At 44.2% G+C, this 18212-nt stretch carries 17 protein-coding genes and 3 tRNA genes; 17 read left to right on the top strand and 3 right to left on the bottom strand.

Annotation, left to right across the window (positions count from 1 at the left end):
• Positions 1 to 3: 3 nt before the first annotated feature.
• The 5 genes from SGLY_RS16705 to SGLY_RS16685 all read left to right on the top strand — a co-directional run bounded on the left by SGLY_RS16705 (position 4) and on the right by SGLY_RS16685 (position 5012).
• On the top strand, positions 4 to 1128 hold the full coding sequence (locus SGLY_RS16705; RefSeq protein ID WP_013626325.1) for an ABC transporter permease: 1125 nt from the start codon (positions 4 to 6) through the stop codon (positions 1126 to 1128).
• Positions 1125 to 2222, top strand: a complete 1098-nt coding sequence (locus SGLY_RS16700; RefSeq protein ID WP_013626324.1) for an ABC transporter permease — start codon at positions 1125 to 1127, stop codon at positions 2220 to 2222. The genes SGLY_RS16705 and SGLY_RS16700 overlap by 4 nt, the downstream gene beginning before the upstream one ends.
• A 240-nt stretch (positions 2223 to 2462) precedes the next feature.
• Positions 2463 to 3197 (top strand): glycosyltransferase family 2 protein, encoded by a 735-nt coding sequence (locus SGLY_RS16695; RefSeq protein ID WP_013626323.1) that lies wholly within the window; start codon positions 2463 to 2465, stop codon positions 3195 to 3197.
• Between the two features lie 105 nt (positions 3198 to 3302).
• A complete protein-coding gene (locus SGLY_RS16690; RefSeq protein WP_013626322.1) occupies positions 3303 to 4385 on the top strand; it encodes a sensor histidine kinase in 1083 nt (360 codons plus the stop codon).
• Positions 4386 to 5012 carry a response regulator gene (locus tag SGLY_RS16685; protein ID WP_013626321.1) on the top strand — a complete coding sequence of 209 codons (627 nt, stop codon included), beginning with the start codon at positions 4386 to 4388 and terminating at the stop codon, positions 5010 to 5012.
• A 24-nt stretch (positions 5013 to 5036) separates the two neighbouring features.
• On the opposite strand, the gene SGLY_RS16680 is transcribed toward SGLY_RS16685, so the two are convergent.
• Genes SGLY_RS16680 through SGLY_RS16670 form a run of 3 tightly spaced genes read right to left on the bottom strand, consistent with a single transcriptional unit; the run spans position 5037 to position 8387 of the window.
• On the bottom strand, positions 5037 to 5846 hold the full coding sequence (locus SGLY_RS16680) for an ABC transporter permease subunit (protein ID WP_013626320.1): 810 nt from the start codon (positions 5844 to 5846) through the stop codon (positions 5037 to 5039).
• A gap of 36 nt (positions 5847 to 5882) precedes the next feature.
• Complete coding sequence (locus SGLY_RS16675) at positions 5883 to 6758, bottom strand: ABC transporter ATP-binding protein (protein WP_013626319.1); 876 nt, start codon at positions 6756 to 6758, stop codon at positions 5883 to 5885.
• 27 nt (positions 6759 to 6785) lie between these two features.
• The gene (locus tag SGLY_RS16670; protein ID WP_041444876.1) at positions 6786 to 8387 is read right to left on the bottom strand and encodes a prenyltransferase/squalene oxidase repeat-containing protein; all 1602 of its coding nucleotides are present in this window, start codon (positions 8385 to 8387) and stop codon (positions 6786 to 6788) included.
• Between the two features lie 218 nt (positions 8388 to 8605).
• Here SGLY_RS16670 and trmB point away from each other — a divergent pair, with 218 nt between their 5' ends.
• The 12 genes from trmB (at position 8606) to SGLY_RS16610 (ending at position 18199) form a co-directional block, all read left to right on the top strand.
• Complete coding sequence (gene trmB / locus SGLY_RS16665; RefSeq protein ID WP_013626317.1) at positions 8606 to 9238, top strand: tRNA (guanosine(46)-N7)-methyltransferase TrmB; 633 nt, start codon at positions 8606 to 8608, stop codon at positions 9236 to 9238.
• A gap of 176 nt (positions 9239 to 9414) precedes the next feature.
• The gene (locus tag SGLY_RS16660; RefSeq protein ID WP_013626316.1) at positions 9415 to 10470 is read left to right on the top strand and encodes an energy-coupling factor ABC transporter permease; all 1056 of its coding nucleotides are present in this window, start codon (positions 9415 to 9417) and stop codon (positions 10468 to 10470) included.
• 63 nt (positions 10471 to 10533) lie between these two features.
• Entirely contained in the window at positions 10534 to 11343 is an 810-nt protein-coding gene (gene cbiQ / locus SGLY_RS16655; RefSeq protein WP_013626315.1) for a cobalt ECF transporter T component CbiQ, read from the top strand.
• Entirely contained in the window at positions 11344 to 12102 is a 759-nt protein-coding gene (locus SGLY_RS16650) for an energy-coupling factor ABC transporter ATP-binding protein (RefSeq protein WP_013626314.1), read from the top strand.
• Positions 12103 to 12202: 100 nt separating this feature from the next.
• Positions 12203 to 12278: transfer RNA gene (locus tag SGLY_RS16645), tRNA-Glu, on the top strand.
• 4 nt (positions 12279 to 12282) lie between these two features.
• A tRNA-Phe gene (locus tag SGLY_RS16640) sits at positions 12283 to 12358 on the top strand.
• A gap of 287 nt (positions 12359 to 12645) precedes the next feature.
• Positions 12646 to 12720 (top strand) — tRNA-Gly (locus SGLY_RS16630).
• A gap of 95 nt (positions 12721 to 12815) precedes the next feature.
• Positions 12816 to 13391, top strand: coding sequence for a hypothetical protein (locus SGLY_RS16625; RefSeq protein WP_013626313.1), 576 nt, complete (start codon positions 12816 to 12818; stop codon positions 13389 to 13391).
• 15 nt (positions 13392 to 13406) lie between these two features.
• Positions 13407 to 13547: a six-cysteine ranthipeptide SCIFF gene (gene scfA / locus SGLY_RS17700; protein WP_013626312.1), complete on the top strand. Its 141-nt coding sequence runs from the start codon at positions 13407 to 13409 to the stop codon at positions 13545 to 13547.
• 181 nt (positions 13548 to 13728) lie between these two features.
• The gene (gene scfB / locus SGLY_RS16620) at positions 13729 to 15201 is read left to right on the top strand and encodes a thioether cross-link-forming SCIFF peptide maturase (RefSeq protein WP_013626311.1); all 1473 of its coding nucleotides are present in this window, start codon (positions 13729 to 13731) and stop codon (positions 15199 to 15201) included.
• A 12-nt stretch (positions 15202 to 15213) separates the two neighbouring features.
• On the top strand, positions 15214 to 17229 hold the full coding sequence (locus tag SGLY_RS16615) for a molybdopterin-containing oxidoreductase family protein (RefSeq protein ID WP_013626310.1): 2016 nt from the start codon (positions 15214 to 15216) through the stop codon (positions 17227 to 17229).
• Between the two features lie 181 nt (positions 17230 to 17410).
• A complete protein-coding gene (locus tag SGLY_RS16610) occupies positions 17411 to 18199 on the top strand; it encodes an MBL fold metallo-hydrolase (protein WP_013626309.1) in 789 nt (262 codons plus the stop codon).
• Positions 18200 to 18212: the final 13 nt, after the last annotated feature.

The raw sequence follows: 18212 nt of genomic DNA, 5'->3' as shown, positions 1-18212 counted from the left end.
CTGTTGAATCTGTTACAGATTACCTTTTACACTTTGCTTGGGAATATCAGAAACTGGAAACTGTTTTTGTTGCTTATTTTATTGCCCCTGGTGTTTTTTATGATGTGTGTAAATTTAATGGCCAATATTAATGAAAACAGCAAAACAGAGAAGGTTAGGATAGCTTACTTTACGGCAGACCAAGATTTGATTGGCAGACAGTTTGATCAGTATCTCCAGGCCGGAGATATCCGGGATAATTTTGACCTGCAAAGAGTTAATTCCATTGAAGAAGGGCAAAAGCTTGTGGAAGATGAAAAAGTTCAGAATTTCATTTATCTGGAAAAGGACCTTTCCCCGGGCAGGGGGCAGGAACTCAAACCAAGCATCCGGATATTGGGTAAGGAAAACAATGCGCTGACCAAACTTTTGGTGGCAAATTTTGTCCATGAAGTCAATTCTTTTTTTACTTTAAATCCAAATGAAGCGGAATTCAGTCCGACAGAAAAGTCCGCCGCCATTGAACAAACAATGCTTTCGCCAACAGGGAGAGTGATTAAAGACGCGGACAAATTTCCTCTCTTCGGATTAATGGAGATGCTTTGTTACGGTGCTTTATTAGGGACTTTTTCTGTAGCGAATCAGAGGCGGAGGAATACCCTTATCAGATTTAATGTAGCTCCGATCAATAAGATTGCCTTGGCCGGCGGCCAATTTTTAGGCAATGCTATTACCCTCTCCCCGAGCAGCGCTATTTTTATCGGCTATTTTATCTATGTTTATGGCCCATTCATGCACGGGCAATTATTTTCCATCGTAACAGCTTTTGCTCTTTACACAGCGATTATAACTGCCTTAGGAATGAGTGCCGGCTATCTGACCACAAGAATAGGACTCAGTGCCATCATTGTGGTGTGTGTAAACATTTTATTCACAGCGGCAGCCTTTGTGGGAGGATTAGGAATCGCCCACGGGCTGTTGAAAGCCATCCTTTTTCTTAGTCCCCAATACCACACCTATATGATTATCACGGAAACAGTATTGAATGGTTATTCTTCAGGAATACAGCTTTCCCTCCTTTCTTTGGCCTTGTTGGCGGTTGTATTGTTAGGATTAACACTCTATTTGGGAAGGAGAAAACCGATATGAGTATATTGTTGAATAATTTAAGAAGGATAATGAAAAATAAGATTCTTCTCTTTGTTGTTATTCTATTACCGACAGTGCTTTTGACCTTTTCTTATTCATCAATTGTCCCAAAGGATAAAATGCTGAGCATTGGTATTTGTGATCAGGATCAGACAGAATACACCAAACTGCTGAAAAATCAGCTTGCTCAAGTGACGGAGATGAAAAGCGTAAATAAGGAACAGATTAACAATGAACTTTTTAGTTCTAAGATCATCTATGCCCTTGTTCTGAACAAAGGCTATACGGAAAAAATGCTTGCGGGAGAAGAGGTGAGCGTAAAAAGTTATTTTCTTAAAGAGAATGATCAGGCTCAGCTCGTCCAACAATATGCGGAGAACTATCTCCAAGCTGCCAGAGAAATAGCCAAAATAGCCAATGGTGATCAAAATGATTTCTATAATAAAATGGATTTAATCAATAACGCTTATTTGCAAATGGATAATCGGCCACTAATGGACAGGCAAAAAGAGAAAGCCTATATTGTGCTTGGAAGCTTTCTGCAAAGCATCCTAATGGCCGGTGTATTAATTGCTTCAATAATACAATTTGATCGCGAAAACAAAACTTTTTACCGGACATTAATGACTCCTGTCACCTTAAGAAGTTATACGGTTCAAAATGTCCTAAGCTATTTAATCATTTCTGTAATCCAAGTGAGCGTTGTGTTTTTGGTTCTTAAATGGCTGGGTGTTTATATGGGGATATCCCCGGCGGCAATGTACCTTCTTTTCCTCACTGCTTCCCTCATATCGGTGGCGCTGGGCACAGCGGTCAACTCCCTGGCTAGAAGCACCTTGCAGGCTTTGTTTGCGGGAATATTCATTGCTTTCTTTATGGGTCTTCTTGGCGGGTGCTTGTGGGAGCATGAAACAGCAACAACAGTCTTAAATAATAGCGGCAAATTTACCCCGACCTACTGGATTATGGATGGAGTCAGCAAGCTCCTGGATAATCAGGGATTGGCCGCGATCAGCAGTAATATGGCCGTAGTTCTGTTGTTTACTATAGTCTTTCTATTCTTAGGGAGCTGGAAAAAAGAAAATATTGCTTGATATCTGTCATGCTGCGAAATAACCACGCATCCATGCCAGAGAAAATGATTCCTAATCTTCAGTTAAAGGTTATGCCTGGGATTGGGCATGTAATGAATGTAGAAAATGCGAATGATATTAATCGCAATATCCTTGATTTTATTATAAGCAACTGAGTAAAAGCACTTCGCAATCTGAAAAAATAAAGTCGTATGCAGGTTGCGAGAATCTGCGGGACGATAGGATAGAGGGGGATAAAAAATGAAATTTTCCGTGATTATTCCGGCTTATAACGAAGAAAACTATATTGGAAGATGCTTAGATTCTATTCTTGCCGCAGCAGTTCCCTATAAGGATCAAGTGGAGATCATCGTAGTATTAAACCGCTGTACGGACCGCACTGAAGAAATCGCCAGAGCGTATCATTGTGTCATTGTCAAAGAGGACCGAAAAAACATGTCAATGATCCGCAATGCCGGGGCGAAAGCGGCCCGGGGGGAAATTCTCGTAACAATCGACGCCGATAGTCAAATGACAGCGAATATGCTGACGGAAATTGAAGCAAAACTGCTTACAGGAAAGTATATCGGCGGCGGGGTAAAGTGGAAATGTGAAAGACTGTCCTTGGGCCTCTGGTTTAACGGCCTCTTATTGATTCCTATAGTGATAAAATATGGGGGTGTAAGCGCAGGAATTTTTTGGTGCTATAAAAAAGATTTTGAGGCCATTAATGGTTTTAATGAAGAACAGAGAATGCTGGAAGATGTAGATTTTGGCCTGCGTCTGAAAAAATGGGGCCGATTATCCGGAAAAAAATATGGAACAATTTCTAAAGCCCGGGTTATCGTATCAATGAGGAAGGCGGATGCCCAGGGGGATTGGGACATCTTGAGAAAGCCCAAACTGTTGTTCAGCGTTCTCCGGGGTAACTTGGAAAACCATGCGGATGAAAGCTTCTATGATTATGTTGATCATAAAAGATCCTTCAAAAGATAGTTGGAATCTGTCAAAGTCTTCAAACAGCAGGAGTTAATAAAAAAACGTGGAATTTTTCAAACATACTCTGAAAAAGTAAAATAACTCAAACACAGTTGAGGGCACATGAAACATTTAATGAAGATTCTTTTCTTAATCTATATCATTTTTTTGTTTATCAGCTCCGATAATGTGTCCTACACTGAAGTTCTGTTAATCGTCCTTTTTTCAGGTGTAAATGTTTTCAAAGAAAGATTTTCTGACACCCTGCATTGGATCATAATTTCATTTATCCTTGTTTGTATAGGAATCTGGTTTGACCGGAGTTTTATGGTTCTTCTCTGTATTTCAATATTTGACTTAGTATATCGAAAAGTATGGATATTGGTTTTGCCCGTATTTATTCTCGGTTTGCTTCTGGCCATAGAGTTTAACACTCCTTTAGTAAGCCTGCTTATGGCCGTAAGTGCGGCTTTAGCTTTTGTCTTGAAAGAAGCTGAGCAGAGCCAGTCTGAATATTTGAGCAGATTAGACGAAGAAAGGCGCTTGAGATATGATCTTGAGAAGGCCAAGAATAAGCTGCTTCAGGTATCTAAAGAGGTCGCGCATTTAACTGAGGTCAGGGAAAGAAACCGGATTGCCAGGGACATTCATGATCATGTCGGCCATAGTATAGCCGGGATTTTATTTCAGCTCCAGGCAGCAGACAGGATCTTGGCAAAGGACCGGAAAAAAGCTGAGGAGATCATAAAGAAATCTATTGAGAGCCTGGCTGAAGCTTTGTCTCTTTTGAGAAACACGGTATATAACATCAAACCGGATAAAACTTTAGGGATAGCTTATCTAAAAAGTATCATTGATAACTTCGGCTTTTGTCCCGCTCAGTTTAAGGTTTTGGGAGATGCCGGTTCCCTGGCTCCACCCCATATGGAGATATTATCTTCAATTTTTAAAGAGGCCCTGACCAATGCAGCTAAATATTCCAGAGCGACCCAAATGGAAATTTTCTTGGAGATTAACGAAAAATTCTCCAGACTGTATATCAAGGATAATGGTATCGGTTGTAAGAAGATTAAGGAAGGATTAGGGATCAGCGGGATGAAGGAAAGAGTGGCGGATATGGGAGGAACAATCTCCATCAGTTCAGATGAGGGGTTTTTGATTGTCTGCTTCCTGCCGGTCGGGAATCATGAAGGGAATGGTGTGTAATTGAAGATTCTCATTGTTGATGATGATGCCTTAATCAGAGAAGGTCTGGAACTGATTCTAAAGATGGAGCCGGATTTTGAGGTTTTGGGGGCTGCGGGGAATGCGCAGGAGGCCTTGGAGATCTGCAGGCGGAAAAAACCTGATCTGGTTCTGATGGATATCCGCATGCCTGTCATGGATGGAGTATTGGGAACCAAACATCTGAAAAATCAGTTTGAGGAAATCAAAGTCGTGATGCTGACAACGTTTATGGATGAAGAATATATCAAAGAAGCTTTAAAATGCGGAGCTGAGGGCTATATCCTCAAAAATCAGCCTGCGGACAGTATTATCGAGAGCTTGAGGGCTGTTGCTAAAGGAAATATCGTTTTAGAACGGGAAGTAGCCACAGCTCTTTCTTCCATGCTCAGGGAAGGCAAGAAAACAACCCCGGAACAGCTTGCGATTTCTCCTCGTGAATTTGCAATACTGAAACTGGTCGGAGAAGGCTGTTCAAACAGGGAAATTGGCAGAGAGCTCAAGATCAGTGAAGGTACGGTCAGAAATTATGTGACGGCTTTGTTGGAAAAGCTGGGCTTCAGAGACAGGACCCAGCTGGCCATATTTTATATCAAGAATTGCGAATAGGCTGATCAAAGCGAATAACGTTGCTTACAGGGGCAAATCTTTTTTCTCAAAAACCCGGACAGCGAGATAAAGAAGAAGACAAGCACTTAAGGATAAGCCGATAAAAATTCCGGTAGGCTTGATTGTACCCTCTAAAACTTCCTGAGGTTTAAGCAAACGGAAAAGGGATAAATTTCCCATCCAGGATAATTGTTCTGAAAGACCGGCCAGAACGTCCAGCACGTAAAAAATAAAGGTTAAGCCGTAAGCATAAGCCAAAGATTTTTCCTTTTCGGCCAGGGTGGAAAACAACAGGCTATAACTGCTGATCACGGAAAAGAAAGACAATGACAGGAAGAAAAAGTGCCGGTAAGGGGTTTTGTCAATCATTATCCCAAAAACACGGGTGCCCAAGAATAAACCAAGAAAAGTCATGGTAATTAACAAACCGTTGTTCACAAAAAGGACCGCTGCCTGAGTGGTCAAAACCCGGCTTCTCGAGATGGGGGCAGATAAAGGAAAGGCCAGGGAGCCGTCCTCAACCAATTTGGACAACAAAGCATTAGCGGAGTTAATTCCATAGAGGGCCATGAGCATTGTCCAGATTCGGGCAAAAAACTGGCTGCAAAGATATGCTTCAAAAGTATCTGTTCTGGCGTTGGCGGAGACTCCAAATACAGTTTTCACAGCAGAAGGAAAAGAATCGACAATTTCCGTTACGGCCGGAGTTTTAGAGATAGCAGGGTAAACCCAGGTGAGCAGTTGTTCATAGAGAACAATTCCACCGGAAATTTTTAAGACCGTATTTCGTTGTTGTTTAAACATGACTTTGAAAAAGGGCAGATTGATCAACATGCAGCAGTCTCCTCACATAGATCATAAAGCCGGAAATCAGTGATAATATTGCATAAACGTTTCTTCCAGTTCAAGGGGTTGTTGATGAAATTCCTCGATCTGGGTTTCGGCAAGAACTCTCCACAGGACATTCAGGTTGCCGCTTGTCTCAATCCTGAACGAAAGGCCCTCTTCATGAAGAATGTGCAGACCGCTTTGACGTAAATACTGAGCGGCTTCTTCATTTTTAGTCCGGATGTCAAACGTTTGGCGTTTGATCTGTTTCAATTGAGCGATATCTTCAACAGTCAGCAATTCTCCTTCCCGGATCATGCCCACACGACCGCAGGTTTTTTCAATTTCCGAAAACTGATGGGAAGACATCAGAACTGTTGTCCCTTTTTCCTTCTCTTCAAGGACCAAATCAATGAAGACTTTTTGCATTAACGGGTCTAACCCGGAGGTGGGCTCATCCAGGAGAAGAATTTCGGCATTGAGCATGAAGGCAGAAATCAGGCCTAACTTTTGCTTCATTCCTTTGGACATTTTCCAGACCGGCTGGCGGATATCCAAATCAAAACGCTTGATTAATTTTTTGTAATTCTCTTTCAGCTTGGAATGGTTACCGTGCATTTGGATGAAAAGCAACAATATTTCTTGGGCGGAAAGCCGGTCAAAGAAATGGAGTTCTCCCGGAAGATAACCGATAATCCGCTTGAGGCCGGTTCTTTCTTGCCAGGTATCTCTCCCTCTTATTTTGGCTGCTCCGCTGTCCGGACGCAGAAAACCCATTAAGATCCGGATAGTCGTTGTTTTTCCCGCCCCGTTTGGACCCAGGAAGCCGAAGATCTCGCCTTGCTTGACCTCAAAACTGAGATCTTTGATCCCTTTCCCGCCGGGATACATTTTTGAAAGTTGGTTGATTTCTATCATAATCTTATTCTTAAACTCTTTCTAAAATTAGCTGTGCCGGTAGAGAAGCAATCTGTATCTTTCCAAGGCTCTGATTGCTGTCAAAGCAGTAGTGAGAGGTTCTTCATAGTCCCATCCCTTGGCATAGATTCCTTGATAAGATGGTTGAAATGAACCGTTTGTCAACTGACTGGAAATGATACTGGACAGTCCTTTGGGATAAATGTCCGGGGGAAGCTGGGAACCGGCGTAAGACAGAGCAGATAAAGCTAAAGATGTCTCAGTCACCGAAGAGCCCCAGCTCCCATCGGAATTTTGCAGGGATAACAGATATTGATATGCTTTTCTCTGAACATCAAAGATTTGGCCGGCTGATCGCCAGCGTCTCCAGCTGTTTGACCACTTATTGAGGAGCTCCAGAGCTTGAGCGGTAGCATAGATGGGCCCTTCATACCAAATACCCGGAATTTCTCCGGAAGGAAGCTGTTGTTCCAATAACCAATGCAACCCTTGAGCAACTTCAATATTGCTGTTCCTTCCGGGCATTCCCCATAAACCGTCTAAGACATGAATGGTAACATCGGTACTGGGAATATAGACAGGAAATGTGCATTCTAAAGCGGGGGGGACTCCCTTAAAGCTCGGAAACGTACTCCAGCTTCCGTCTTTGTTTTGCAGCCGCCGCAGCAATTCTGCACAGTGATGAGCCGCTTTGCTGTTAAAATGTTGTAAACCCATCAAAGCGATGGCAGTATCATCTAAGTCCGGCTGGGCAAATGGCGGAGTTGAACCGAAACTTCCATCAGTGTTTTGCCGGGCAGCCAGCCACTTTGCCGCCCGGTTGAGCCAGTCACGTTCGTCAGAGCTTTGCGGAAACTGGATAAAGCTTTGAATGGCCAGACCGGTCGACCAAGTCAACAATTGGTCAAAAGCAGGCCAGGCGCCGTTGCTGTATTGCTTTGATTTTAGCCATTGTCCCGCCTGGTCCACTTGCTCACCGGATACACCGGCCCGGATCAGAGCGATGGTAGCCAAACTTGTCGCTACAATATCTTCGCACCAGGAGCCATCCTTCATCCGGCAATCACAAAGATAGACTATGGCCTCGCTTACACCGGATTGATCGAGATTTTTGACCGCCAACAGAGATGCTGCGATCACCACAGGACGGCCATAGGGAGGGAGCTTGTTTAAAACTTTTTCGGTAAGAATATTCGGCAGGCTGGTTTCATCCGGCAGAGGCCCTTCCATGCCTGAGACCACTTTCTGTCCGAGGGATAAAACTAAATTTGCCAATTCCCGGGACTGACTGGGGAGGAGAAATTTGACCAATTTTCTACTCTGGCTGCCCAAGAGCACTTTTTGGACCAGACGTGTGATTTCCAGGTCCGGATCACCGTTCGGCACTTTGCTCCAACCCTTACCCCGGCGATTTTGCTGAAGCCATTTCAGCCCAGCTTGATGACTGTCTTGATATTGATTGCCGAGTAAGAACTGCGCCAAAGTTGCCAGGGCGGTTGCTCCTGTGCTGATTGATATTTTATGGGCCTCATCCAAACGCCCGTTAAGTATTTGTTCTCCTCCTTCGAGAACATAATCCCGGGCAAGTTTGACGGATTCGTTGATTTTTTCGGAAAGACGCTCCACCATAACACCTCACAGATGAATAAAATATAGATAGTATTATGTATGATTATTTTTGGAAGATCGTTCCAAGAACAAGCCCGTTTTTTCATCAAGATTAGTTTATGAGGGATTTAGAGATCTTCTGAGAAAGCTCATTCAGGCAGTCTTTCTTTGCTTTTCCGGCCATGTTATACTTATTGAGATTAAGATACGATCGGGTACTCAGCATAAGGAGAAGCAAAATGCGTTTGAGAAAAAAATGGTGGGCCCGGCCGGAAATGGAAAAAGATTATAAAGTAATCTTTGCTCCGGCAGAACTGGCTGGGAAGTGGCGGGAGGTTTTCGGGAACCATTATCCCATCCACCTGGAGTTGGGCTGCGGTAGAGGAAGCTTTATTACCCGGCTGGCCCAGGCTCAACATAGAATCAATTATATTGCTGTCGATATGCAGGATGAGGTTTTAGTTTACGCTTTAAGAAAGCTGAATGAAACGGGGCTGGAGAATGTCAGAATCGTTCCCTTGAATATTGAGAAAATCGGAGAAGTCTTTGCCCCAGGGGAAATCGGCCGGATCTATCTGAATTTCAGTACGCCCTGGCCGAAGAAAAGACATCATAAAAGGCGGCTGACTCACCCCAATTTCTTGAAGCAGTATCAAGCTTTTTTGAAAGAACCCAAAGAAATATGGCTTAAAACGGACAATGAACCGTTTTTTCTGGATAGCCTGGATTATTTGCGCGAGCAGGGCTTTAAGGAAGAGTATAAAACGTTTGATCTGCATGGAAGTGATTTCCGGGAAAATATTATGACGGAATATGAAGAAAAATTTGCCCGAATGGGTATAACAATAAAATTTGGGATTTTTAAAGAATAAATTTTTTGGGCCATATCGGCCTTTTTTTATCCCCTGATAGGGGATTGTAAAAAAATAAACTGCGATTATAATAAGGTCTTGCAGGCTTGATTATATGAAAATGTTTTCATACATATTAATTTTTAAATTTGATCAAACTGCAAATATCCAAGTTTTCTTGAAGGAGATGACGTATTATGCATATGGCAGATGCCCTGATTTCACCGGCTGTGGGAGGAGCAATGTGGGCAGCGAGCGCCGGGTTGGCCGCTTATTCAATTAAAAAGGTTCAGGCTGATATAGATGAAAAGAAAGCTCCTTTAATGGGTGTGATGGGAGCCTTTGTTTTTGCCGCTCAAATGATTAATTTCACGATTCCGGGAACCGGATCGAGCGGACATATTGGCGGAGGTCTCTTGCTGGCCATCATCCTTGGACCTTACGCCGGATTCTTGACAATGGCCGCCATTTTGACTATTCAGGCCTTGTTTTTCGCAGATGGAGGGCTGCTGGCCCTCGGATGCAATATCTTTAATATGGGCTTTTTTACCTGCTTTGTTGTCTATCCTTTGATCTATAAAAAGATCATTCAAAAAGGATATTCCCAAAAACGCATTCTTTTTGCCTGCATGACGGCAGTGATCCTCGGTTTGCAGATGGGAGCCCTTGGTGTGGTTTTGGAGACTTTATTTTCCGGGATTACAGAGCTTCCCTTCAGTACCTTTCTCCTGCTGATGCAGCCGATTCATCTTGCGATTGGCATTGTGGAAGGGCTTGTTGTGGCAGCGGTCGTATCCTATGTCTGGAGAGAACGTCCTGAAATTATTGAAAGGGCTTTATCCGGAAGATCTCTTGGCGGTATCCCTGTCAAAAAAGTGATGACAGCGCTTGTCATTATGGCGGTAATTACAGGGGGAGTGTTATCCTGGTTTGCTTCGGCAAATCCTGATGGTCTGGAATGGTCGATGTTTAAGACAGCCGGGGTGGAAGAGCTTGAGGCAAAAGATGGTATTCATCAGACCCTTGCCGGGGTCCAGGAAAATACGGCATTTTTACCGGATTACGGTTTCAAAGCAACTGAAGATGAGTCGGCAGCCCAAGGGACGGGAGAAGATGCAGAAGAATCCTGGCCTGCGGTCAGCGCAGGAACCAGTGTATCAGGTCTGGTTGGCGGGGGCCTGACCCTTGCTTTGGCCGCTCTGGCCGGACTGGTCGTCAGTAAGGTAAAAAAGAGGCAGGAAAAAGCGGCATAAAAATCAAGTAAAAAGAAATCATGAAGTAATATAGAAGTAATATAACAGAAACGGATTGAAACGATGTCCGATATGGTTAATTCCTTATATAATATGAGGCTCTTGGATGATCTGGCCCGGAAGAAAACCTTTCTTCACGGGCTTCATCCTTTAATCAAGCTACTGACTACAGTTGTCTATTTAACTGTGGTTGTATCCTTTGGCAGATATGAAATTGCCGGTTTACTGCCGTTTTTTTTCTATCCTGTCCTGCTTTTTGCCTTAGGAGAGATTCCTGTTGTTCCCATTTTAAAAAGAATCCTGCTGGTGGAGCCTCTGATCATAGGGATAGGTATTTTCAATCCCTTTTTTGACGACCAGGTATTTTTATTTGCCGGATTCAGCATTTCTATGGGCTGGATAACCTTTTTTTCGATTATGCTTAAAAGCGCTTTAACCGTTACAGCCGCTCTCCTGCTGGTGGCGACCACCGGAATGGATGGCTTGGCGGCGGCAATGAGGATGCTTAAAATTCCCCGAGTCTTCGTCCTGCAGCTGGTGTTAACCTATAGATATATTAATGTCTTGCTGGAAGAAGCGGCAAGGACGATGAGAGCGTATTCCCTGAGGGCTCCCGGGCAGAAGGGAATTCAGCTGAGCGCGTGGGGAACACTGGCGGGACAGTTGCTGTTCAGGACCTTTGACCGGGCGGAGCGGGTGTATCAGGCGATGTGTCTGCGGGCGTTCAATGGCGAGTATAATATGGGATATTCCAGAAAGGTCAAAGTCCGGGATCTTGTTTATTTTCTGGGATGGCTGTCTTTGTTCGCTTTGGCCAGAATCTATAATATACCCTTGATATTGGGATCATTGATGACAGGAGTGATGAAATAAATGAGCCATCATAAGCTTGAGGTAAATGAGTTGCATTTTGCTTATCCGGATGGGCATAAAGCCATCAATGGGATATCTTTTCTGGTCAGTCATGGAGAGGCCGTCGGAATCATCGGAGCCAACGGCGCAGGAAAATCAACATTGCTGATGCTTCTGATGGGGGTAATTTTTCCGCAAAAAGGGGAGGTGACCGTTGGAGATACTCATGTGACAAAGGATACTTTACCCATGATCCGTCAAAGACTGGGAATGGTTTTTCAGGACCCCGATGACCAGTTGTTTATGACAACGGTTTATGATGATGTGGCATTTGGTCCCCGCAATTACAAGCTTGAGGAACAGGAAGTAAAAAAGCGGGTTTTTGATGCTTTGGAACAGGTCGGAATTCTCCACCTCAAGGATCGGGCGCCATATAAACTCTCCGGAGGGGAAAAACGCGCGGCAGCGATTGCCGCAGTACTTTCCATGCACCCTGATGTTCTGATTATGGATGAACCGTCCTCTGCTCTTGATCCTAAAGCGAGAAGAAAGGTTCTGGAACTGCTGAAAGGCTTTAGCCATACGAAAATAATGACCAGTCATGATCTGGACATGGTCATGGAAATCTGTCAAAGGGTAATTGTGATGAAAGACGGCCAAATCGCGGCGGATGGAAAGGCCGGGGAAATTTTGGCGGATGCGGAATTACTGGAAAAATGTGGTCTGGAAATGCCCTTTTCCTTGCAAAATTGTCCTCTATGCGGATCTGCCAAGGGATAAAAATAAATAATGAAAAAGATAAAGATTATTTTGGTATTTCCAGTTGATTATCTTCCGTTCAAATGATATAATTCAAAAACGTGAGCAATATTCAGTAGATGGCCCATTGGTCAAGCGGCCTAAGACACCGCCCTTTCACGGCGGTAACACGGGTTCGAATCCCGTATGGGTCACCATTTTGCCTCGGTAGCTCAGTCGGTAGAGCAGAGGACTGAAAATCCTCGTGTCGGCGGTTCGATTCCGTCCTGAGGCACCATATTTTATTTGCTGATTTAAAAGCGAATTTTACCCTTAAAGGTAAAACTCGTCTTTTTTTTATTAAATTTCAGGATCTTATTTTATTGGGAAAAATTACAAAACGTTTTCTGCTGTCCCTCAAACATATGAGGGGCAGATGCTGGGGTTTCTGTAGTTTTTTTGTTTATCTAACTTCTTTAAATCGTTTGACAGAAAATGAACGGAAAGATGCAAGGCTGACAGGAAATGGTTTAACTTGACGAAATAAAAAAATGTCAATATAATAGTCTTACTGAAAATGAACGTGCGGAAGTGGCTCAGTGGTAGAGCATTGGCTTCCCAAGCCGAGGGCCGCGGGTTCGAATCCCGTCTTCCGCTCCAACTTAAAAATAGGGAGCCAGCGCTGGCGCTGGTTTTTTTATCCCTAGGGCCATCACCCTGGAAATTGGATGATCTAGTTAAGGAGAATGGATTCTATGTCACAGTGGTACAAAAGCTGCAAGAAGCAGGGACTTGGGCAGCGTGTCAGACTTATTCTCATGGTAATGTCCTTGTTGTCATTGTTTACTTTGTCCGGGTGTAACTCCTTGGAGGATGCTGTGGAGAAAGCCAAGCCGTATATCCCTGAGGGGTATACAATGCTTCACATAGAACAGGTCAGTGAAAATTCGGCAATCGTGTTTTATAGTTATCAAGATGAGTTAAGCGCAGGAATGTTTATTAAAAATACATTTGGCTGGGACTGGATTGGCAGCGGTGTTGGGAAGCTGATTACCTATCCGGAAGGCCTTCAGTGGCGTTATGCGGATTTAGGAAATAAACAACATGGACAGTATTCTCTGTATTATGGCAAGGTAAACAATCCGGACATTTCAGCAATCACAGTAAAAACGATTAATGGTAATATTTCTTACGGCAAGGTCGTAAATACGGAACAATTAAAAATGTGGTATGCTTTTGTTGATGAACCTCAGGTCCCTTCGGTAAGCGCTGTGATCACAGGGTCTGCCGCAGACGGCCGGGTGTTGTATAGATTCAGTCAATCTAATTAACCAGGAGGAAATATCATGGCTAAACATATTGAAACCGTCATCAAAGGAAATTTAAGCTCAACGGTCAAGGACGGGGGCTGCGGCAAGTGCCAGACATCATGTCAGTCTGCCTGCAAAACATCCTGTACTGTCGGAAATCAGGTTTGCGAGAAATAATTTATTGAGTAAGCTTTGAGCAGAGAGCCCATAATGATCCAGACAGAAAACCCGCTTGAAAAAGCGGGTTTTCTGTTGTTCAGTAGGAAGCCGGTATGGAATCTGGTATAATTGAAAACTGAAGGAAGCTACGGTTTGATAAAATCAGTAAGTGAAGAACAATTACTGGGAAGAGGTAAAAATGCTGAAGCTGAAAAACTACAAAATATCCTCAAATATTCATGTATACCAACAAAAAGAGTTATATATTGCCTATGATGTCAATACGGGATCATTGCATCTGCTTGATCAAAAAACATACCGGCTAATCCGGGAAATCGAGACTTTACAAACAGAAAATCCAGAATTGCTGGCCAAGGGTGAGTTGCTGCTGGCAAAGACAGGCAGCTGGCTGGAAAAAACGGAAAAAGAAGAAATATTGGACGAACTGGGACAACTGCAGGATGAAGGAACCCTGTTTTCGCCTGAAGCGGAAAAATATGAAATCCGATACCCTGAGGAACCGCTCATCAAAGCGATATGCCTGCATGTTGCCCATGATTGCAACCTTCGTTGCACCTATTGTTTTGCCGGAACGGGAGCTTTTGGCGGAGGACGCCGGATGATGGATTTGGAAACAGGTAAAAAGGCCATAGATTTTATTTTAGAACACAGCGGCAGTCGACCTCACTGTGAAGTGGATTTCTTTGGCGGGGAGCCGCTGATGAATTTTGAGGTAGTTAAAGAACTTGTGACTTATGGAAAAAAGGCGGCAAAGGAAAAAGGTAAAAAGATTAAATTTACCTTAACAACCAATGCTGTTCTTTTGGACCAGGAAATCCGGACTTTCCTTGAACGGGAAGAGATCAGTGCCGTACTTAGTCTGGATGGACGTAAAGAGGTCAATGACCGGGCAAGACCATTTCCGGGAGGAAGGGGAAGCTATGACAGAATAGTACCGCGAATCCGGGAGTTTATTGAAAGAAGGCCGGAAGCATCACCTTATGCCATCGGAACTTATTATTATGTCCGCGGAACATTCACTCACTTCAACACGGATTTTCACAAGGATGTCATTCATCTCGCTGATTTGGGAATAGACAGAATTTCGCTGGAGCCCGTGGTGGCCGAGCCGGATAAGGAGTATGCTTTTCAGGAAGAAGATATGGACAGAATAAATGAAGCTTATGATGTTTTAGGTGAGACAGTGCTGGCCTATAAGCAACAAGGCAAGAACTTTAATTTTTTTCATTTTAATGCCGGATTGGATGCCGGGCCATGTCTGCCCAAACGACTCTCCGGATGCGGAGCGGGATATGAGTATGCGGCAATTTCGCCGGAAGGGGATATTTATCCCTGTCATCAATTTGTAGGACAGCCCGCGTATAAGATGGGGTCTCTGCAGGAACGGGGTTCCTTGAACCGGGATATCGTAGATTCCTTCCGTAAGGCTAATATTTATGCCAAGCCGGAATGTATGAACTGTTGGGCGCGTTATTCCTGCAGCGGCGGCTGCCATGCTTCCAATACTGCCTACAGCGGCAGCCTGAATGAGGTCTACCCGCTGGGCTGCCGCCTGCAGAGGAAACGTCTGGAGGTTGCTTATTATCTGAAAGTCAGAGAGAAGATCGATCACAAATTTCCGAATGAGATGAGGAATAATCTTGATCAATAAGGGGGATATCTGATGAAAACAGTAAGATCTGCCTGTCCTCTCAATTGTCCCGATGGGTGTGGCTTTATGGTTGATGCAGGCGAAAACGGAATAAAGGTTCGTGCTGATGTGGAAAGCATGGGGCGGAATAGCTTTATTTGTCCCAAAGGGAGATCTTTGGGTGAAATGGTTTTTGCCCCTCAAAGACTGAGAACTCCTGTCTTGCGAAGGAAAAAAGGCTGGCAGCGGATATCCTGGGATGACGCTTATGATTTCTTCGTAAAAAGAATTCAGGAAACACTTGATCTTGCGGGTTCTCAGGGGATACTCCATCTTTATGATCACGGACATAACGGGCTTTTACGCAATCTGGACCGCAGGTTTTTTCAGGCTTTGGGAGGTGTTACGGAACCCTCGGGCAGTATGTGCTGGGGAGCGGGTTTGCGGGCGCAGGAAAAGGATTTTGGGGCTGTCCTTTCCAGTGATCCGGAAGACATCCTGAATTCCAGGACAATTATTCTTTGGGGGAGGGATCCGGCAGTAACGAATAAGCATCTGGTTCCTCTTCTGCGGGAAGCAGCGGAGAAAAAGATTAAAATAATCCTTATTAACCCGAACAAGGTAAAAAGCGCCGCTTTTGCCGATGAGTACATAAGAGTAAATCCCGGAACCGATGGCATATTGGCTTTGGGAATAGCGCATATTATTTTGGAAAAGCGCTGGATGGATCTGGAGTTTGCCAGCCAATATGTGAAAAATTTCGGGCCGTATGCGGCTTTGGTCAAAGAATTTCCCCCGGCCAGGTCGGCTGAAATTTCCGGAGTCCCGGTTGAGGAAATGGAAAAGTTAGCGGAGAGAATCATCCATCATGGTCCGGTCATGTTTTATTTAGGGTATGGATTACAACGGTATGTGAATGGGTGTCAGACGGTCCGGGCCATTGATGCCTTAGCGGCCATATCAGGCAATATAGGCAAACCGGGAGCGGGAGTCTACTATGGGCATCAGTATCATCAAGGGAAACTGAACTCCGTTCTCCTGCCAGAGGACAGTTATAGGGGGAGGACTATCCCCCATGCTCTAATAGCGGAAGAATTGCTGAAAGAGGAGCAGGAAAGGCCAATTCAGATGGCGGTTGTAACCAGAACAAATCCACTGGTTACAGAGCCGGATTCTCTTCGTTGGCGCGAGCTTTGGCAGAATATCCCTTTTAAGGTAACCTTGGATATCCGGATGAGCGAGACCGCCCGGCAGTCGGATTTAGTCCTGCCTGTTACAACAATTTTTGAAGAAGAAGATTTGCTGGCAGGATCATGGAGCAATAAAATCCGGTATTGTCAGCAAGCCATCGAGCCACAATATATGACAAAGCCGGAACCGGTTATTTTTACGGAGCTGGCTCAGCAGCTGGGGATAGGCTCATATTTTGAAAAATCACCGCGGGAATGGCTGGAGTATATCCTGGAGCCATTAAAAGAGCAGGGAATTACGCTTGAAAAATTAAAGGATGGGGCAATAAAACCTTCGTATATTCCTAATGTCGCCTGGGAAGATAAAGATTTTCTGACTCCCAGCGGTAAAATCGAATTGATTTCCTTTAGAGAGTTTATTGAGAACATCGAACACTGTAAGATTGAGCAATATTTTAGCCTGAGAAATTCAGGGATGATCTTAGATCAAGAAGCAGGATTAGAGGTCAGGGAACAAGAATACCCATATATTCTGATGACTTCTCATCCGGAGACTGCTCTGCATACACAATTTCAGACCGAGGAAGGATTTAAAGCCTTTATTCATCCCGAGTTAGCGGCGGGGCAGAACCTGAGCAGCGGAGAAAAGGGAATTGTGCGGACTGATAAAGGACAGCTGACTGCGGAAGTTTTGGTTACGGATGATATTCATCCCAGGGTAGTGCTTATTCCGGAAGGATCGACAGGGGAGGATGGATTGGGTGTAAACAGTCTTATTTCCGGGAAATTATCTCAAGGAGACAATACATCTTATGATGAAGTGTTCTGTCAGATTAGAAAATTGGGGAATAATGTTTGAGGAGGATGTCCGGTGAACAGGAAGGTTCATAAGATGATGATCACAATAATCATTATCGCCATCAGCGTTACGATGATCGGGACATCGTTTATTCCGATCTTTCAGTAATCGTTTTTACATTGATAATCTAAGAAAAAACAAAGACAACTATGGTATTTTGATGGGAGAGGGTGGGAATACCTTGTACTTTGCCACATTGGCCAGCGGCAGCTCCGGCAATGCTATCCTTGTTGGAGGTCAAGAAGGCAGTTTTCTGATCGACTGTGGAATTGCCATGAAAAACATTTTGAAAAATTTAAGCACACTGGATATTGAACCAGCCGGGCTTAAAGGAATTATTGTCACACACGAACATACCGACCATGTCAAAGGAATAGGTCCTTTGGCAAGAAAGTTGGGTATTCCCATCTATGCAACGGCCGGCCTCTGGGCGGAGATGAATGGTTCTATCGGTAAAATCGGCTCAGAACAGAGGGTCGTGGTCGAGCGGGAGATGATGCTGGCCGGTATGCAGGTGAACCTGTTTGAGACATCTCACGACAGCAGAGAAAGCTATGGCATTAAAATCAGAGAGGGCCGCCTGGCTTTGGGGATAGCCACAGACAGCGGGACAGTAACTGAGGATATGGACGCCCACCTTCAGGGGTGTGATGCCTTTATTGTTGAAGCGAATCATGACGTGGAAGCCCTATGGAATGGCAGGTATCCCTGGTCTCTTAAAAAGAGGGTCAACAGTAATTATGGACATTTAAGCAATAATCAGCTTTCTGAAGCTTTAGCAAAATGGATAGAGGGCAATACTAAGAAAGTAGTGCTTGCGCACCTGAGTGAAGAAAATAATACACCGGAGCTCGCAATGAAAACTGTTTATGGTTATTTAAAGAAATCTGAGGTCAGCAAGAGGTGTCCCGGATTAAAGATCAGGGTAGCACCCCGGCATATCCCCCATGAATTGATCGTCATGGAGTAAACATTTTTTTAAG

The sequence above is a fragment of the Syntrophobotulus glycolicus DSM 8271 genome (genome assembly GCF_000190635.1).
Classification (GTDB): Bacteria; Bacillota; Desulfitobacteriia; order Desulfitobacteriales; family Syntrophobotulaceae; genus Syntrophobotulus; species Syntrophobotulus glycolicus.
Note: the sequence above shows the minus strand (reverse complement) of the source record. Positions and strands in the feature narration are given on the sequence as shown.